The organism is Sphingomonas bacterium, assembly GCF_903643035.1.
Classification (GTDB): Bacteria; Pseudomonadota; Alphaproteobacteria; order Sphingomonadales; family Sphingomonadaceae; genus Sphingomonas.
Genome location: NZ_CAHJWW010000258.1, coordinates 1 through 3,956 on the forward strand (window position 1 = coordinate 1; position 3,956 = coordinate 3,956).

The window sequence follows — 3,956 nt, forward strand, 5'->3', positions numbered from 1 at the left end:
TTCCACCGTTCCGGCGCTCGGCCGGGTCCGCAGCGTGGCGTCGCGGCCGCCACCGATTCGCGGTACAAGAGCCGGACCTCACGCCACCGGCTCCGGTTGGGGTGGGGACTGGGGCTGGGGCTGGGGGTGCGGGGGGTGCGGATGGTGGCCGACGTCGCGCCCATGCGCGCCGCGGTCGCGCAGCGACACCCGGCGCGAGAAGCGGTCGATCAGCACCGGCAGGACCAGCAGGATCAGCACCGGCGCCAGCGTCATCCCGCCCACCACCACCAGCGCGAGCGGCCGCTGCACTTGGCTGCCGATCCCGGTGGACAGCGCGGCCGGCAGCAGGCCGATGGCGGCGGCCAGGCAGGTGATGAGCACGGGGCGCAGGCTGGTCTGCACCGTCTGGCTGATCGCCTCGCTACGGGTCATGCCCTCGTCGATCCGCTGGTTGAACGTCGTCACCATCAGGATGCCGTCCATCACCGCGATGCCGAACAGCGCGACGAAGCCGATCGCGGCCGAGATGCTGAACGGCGTGCCGGTCAGCGCCAGCATCAGTACGCCGCCGACCATCGCCATCGGGATGACGCTGAACGCCAGCAGCGTGTCGACCAGCGACGAGAAGTTGGCGAACAGCAGCACCAGGATAAGCCCCAGGCTGATCGGCACGACCACCTCCAGCCGGGCGACCGCGCTCGTCAGGTTCGCCAGCTCCCCCGCCCATTCGAGGTGATAGCCGGCCGGCAGGACGACGGTCCTCTCGATCCTGGCGCGCGCCTCGTCGATCGCGCCGCCCAGGTCGCGGTCGCGGACGCTGAACTTGATCGGGACATAGCGTTCCTGGTGCTCGCGATAGACGAACGAGGCGCCGGACGTCAGCCTGACCGCCGCAACTTCCGACAGGGGCACCTGCACGGGCTGGCCGTTGCCGACCGCGGGCGCGGCGATGGTGATGCGCCGGATCGCGTCGAGGCTGTCGCGCTGGACGGCGGGCAGGCGCACGACGATCGGGAAGCGGCGGTCGGTCGCGCGCTCGTACAGGCTGCCCGAGCTCTGCCCGCCGATCGCCGCCGCGACGGTCTGGTTCACGTCGTCGGGCGTCAGGCCATAGCGGGCCGCGGCGCCGCGATCGACGTCGATCCGCACCGTGGGCTGACCGAGCACCTGCGACACGCCGAGGTCGGCGATGCCGCGCACCCGGGCCATCTCGTCCTTGATGCGGCCGGCGATCCTCTCCAGCGCGGCGAGATCGGGGCCGAAGACCTTGACCGAATTGGCGCCCTTCACCCCCGACGAGGCTTCCTCGACGTTGTCCTGGATGTATTGCGAGAACTCCAGGTCGATGCCGGGGTATCTCGCCTGCAGCCGCGCCTGCATCCGCGCGGTCAGCTCGTCCTTGGTGATGCCGCCCGGCCATTCCTCGTGCGGCTTGAGCGGCGCATAGAACTCCGCGTTGAAGAAGCCGGTGGGATCGGTGCCGTCGTCGGGCCGGCCGTGGGTGGAGATCACGCGCTCGATCTCGGGATAGCCCGCGATGATGGCCCGGATGCCGTTCACCGCCGGCTGTCCCGCCTCAAGGCTGATCGAGCCGGGCAGCGTGGCGCGAATATAGAGGTTGCCCTCCTCCAGATGGGGCAGGAACTCGACGCCCAGCGAGCGGACCGCGACGACCGCGGTCAGGAACAGGATGGCGGTCAGCCCCAGCGTCAGCACCCGGTTGGCGAGCGCGAAGGCGGCGGCGGGCTGGTAGGCGGCGCGCAGGCGGCGCACGATCCACGTCTCCACCTCCTCCAGCCGGTCGGGCAGCATGACGGCCGACAGCACGGGGGAGATCAGGAACGTCGCGACCAGCCCGCCCGCGATCGCATAGGCATAGGTCTTGGCCATCGGCCCGAAGATGTGCCCCTCCACGCCCGTCAGCGTGAACAGCGGCAGGAAGCTCGCGATGATGATCGCCGCGGCGAAGAAGATGCCCCGGCTGACCTCGCCCGAGGCGTGCAGGATCGACGAGAAGCGGCTGGCGTGGGTCGCGTGGCCGTGGCCGGCGGCGATGTTGTGCGATCGTTCGACCATGTGGCGGAAGATCGCCTCCACCATGATGACGCTCGCATCCACCACCAGCCCGAAGTCGAGCGCCCCCATCGACAGCAGGTTCGCCGACTCGCCCTGCACCGTCAGGATCAGCACCGCGAAGGCGAGCGCGAACGGGATCGTCAGCGCGACGATGACCGCGCTGCGCAGATTGCCCAGCACCAGCCATTGCAGCGCGACGATCAGCACGATGCCCTCGACCAGATTGTGCAGGACGGTGTGCGTCGTCACGCCGATCAGCGCGGACCGGTCATACAGCGGGGTCAGCTTCACGCCCGGCGGCAGCACGCCGGTCGTGTTGATCGTGTCGAGCTCCGCCTTCACCAGCCTGATGGTGGGCGCGGACTGCGCGCCGCGCTGCATCAGGACGATGCCCATGACGATGTCGTCGTCGCGCCCCTCGCCGGTGATGCCCAGCCGCGGCTCGTTGCCGATACGGATCGTGCCGACGTCCTTCACCAGCACGGGATTGCCCGCGTTGGTCGTCACCATCGTGTCGCGGATCGCCTGGATCGACTGGATCAGGCCGACGCCGCGCACGATCGCGGCCTGCGACCCGAAATTGACGGTCTGCGCGCCGACGTTGCCGTCGCCCTTGCCGATCGCGGCCAGCACCTGCGCGACGCTGGCGCCGTGCGCGACGAGCCGGTCGTTGTCGACCACCACCTCGTAGGTGCGCAGCTTGCCCCCCCAGCCGGTGACGTCCGCGACGCCCGGGATGCGCTTGAACCGGCGTTGCAGCACCCAGTCCTGGATCGTCTTCAGGTCCATGACCGAATAGCCCGCGGGCGCGGTCAGGCGGTAGCGGAAGATCTCGCCGACCGGGCTGGTGGGCGAGATGGTCGGCTGGGCGCCGCCCGGCAGGTTGCCGAGCTGGCCCAGCCGCCCCAGCACGCGCTGTTCCGCCTCGCGGAAGCCGACGTCGTAGCTGAACTGGATCTTCACGTCCGACAGGCCGAACAGCGAGATCGTGCGAACCGCCGTGATGTTGGGCACGCCCGCGATCGCCACCTCGATCGGCACGGTGACGTTGCGCTCCATCTCCTCCGCGCTGATGCCGGGCGACTGGGTCAGCACCTCGACCATCGGCGGGACGGGATCGGGGTAGGCCTCGATGTTCAGGCCCGCGAACGCCATCGCGCCCGCGCCGACCATGCCGACGAGCAGCACGATCATCAGCACGCGCTGGCGCAGCGCGAACTCGACGATGCGGTTCATGCGCGCGCGCCGCGCCGGACGCCGATCGGGATCACGCGCCGCTGCCCGCCTCGTTGACGAACAGCGCGCCGGCGGTGACGATCCGGTCGCCGCGCTTCAGGCCCGACGCGATGGTGTCGGTCGCATCGGTCGAGTCCGACACCTGCACCGGCTGCGAGTGGAGCAGGCCGTTGCGGCCGACGACCCAGACGCGCGCGCTGTCGCCTTCGTGGACCACCGCCGCCGACGGCACGCGGATCGTCTCCTCCCGGCCGCCCTCCCGGCCGCCCCCGTCGCCGGACGCGGCGCGGCGGATCGCGAAGCGGGCGAACATCTGCGGCTTCAGCGCCAGGTCAGGGTTGGCGACGGTCGCGCGCACGGGCAGGCGATGCGTCGCGGGATCGAGCTGCGCGGCGATGTTGTCGATCCGCGCGTCGAACGCGCGGCCGGGATAGGCGGGGGTGACGACCCGGACCCGGTCGCCGACCCGCACCGACGCGGCATCGCTCTCCGCCAGCTGCGCGATCAGCCAGACGCGGCTCAGGTCCGCGATCGTCATCACCGGCTTGTCGCCGCCCGCGCCGACATACTGGCCGGGCGCCACGTCGCGCGTCGCGACGGTGCCCGCGACGGGAGAGCGATAGGTCGTGCGCGTCGACGAGGCGCCGCCGCCGTCGGAAATG

The 3,956-nt window shown here is 70.8% G+C and carries 2 protein-coding genes; both read right to left on the bottom strand.

Translation table 11 applies throughout. From position 1 onward, the window contains the following. Positions 1-78 precede the first annotated feature (78 nt). Positions 79-3,294, bottom strand: coding sequence for an efflux RND transporter permease subunit (locus HUV01_RS13355; RefSeq protein WP_174298715.1), 3,216 nt, complete (start codon positions 3,292-3,294; stop codon positions 79-81). A gap of 31 nt (positions 3,295-3,325) precedes the next feature. Beyond that, a partial coding sequence (locus HUV01_RS13360; RefSeq protein ID WP_174298716.1) for an efflux RND transporter periplasmic adaptor subunit occupies positions 3,326-3,956 on the bottom strand: 631 nt, incomplete at its 5' end.

What these genes read in the sequence shown, in the direction of transcription:
- HUV01_RS13355 (WP_174298715.1), bottom strand. Translation starts at nt 3,294, where the DNA reads ATGAACCGCATCGTCGAGTTCGCGCTGCGCCAGCGCGTGCTGATGATC.